The 224-nt window shown below is 41.5% G+C and carries 1 protein-coding gene; it reads right to left on the minus strand.

Annotation, left to right across the window (positions count from 1 at the left end; all coding sequences use genetic code 11):
* The coding region (locus LKX83_RS33180; RefSeq protein ID WP_227887556.1) for a heavy metal-binding domain-containing protein at positions 1–142 on the minus strand (142 nt) is incomplete at its 3' end.
* Positions 143–224: the final 82 nt, after the last annotated feature.

A 224-nucleotide genomic window follows, 5' to 3' on the forward strand; every position in this document is an offset into this window, starting at 1 on the left:
TGCCTTCTCCGCCAACCAGCCCTTTCAATGCAGCAGTAATATCCTTGCCAAGTCCTCTTGCCCGAACGGTCAAACCAAAAGCAGGGCCTTTGATTTCTACAATGCGATGGTTGGCAATGTTCTCTGTCGTTACAATAATCATGATGAAACCACTCCTTTAATATTATCGTTATTGATATTGATAATATTTGATTCTACTGTAACTGTCAATGTGCATCGTCCCT

It is taken from the genome of Cohnella baijiui, from assembly GCF_020731285.1.
Lineage (GTDB): Bacteria > Bacillota > Bacilli > Paenibacillales > Paenibacillaceae > Cohnella.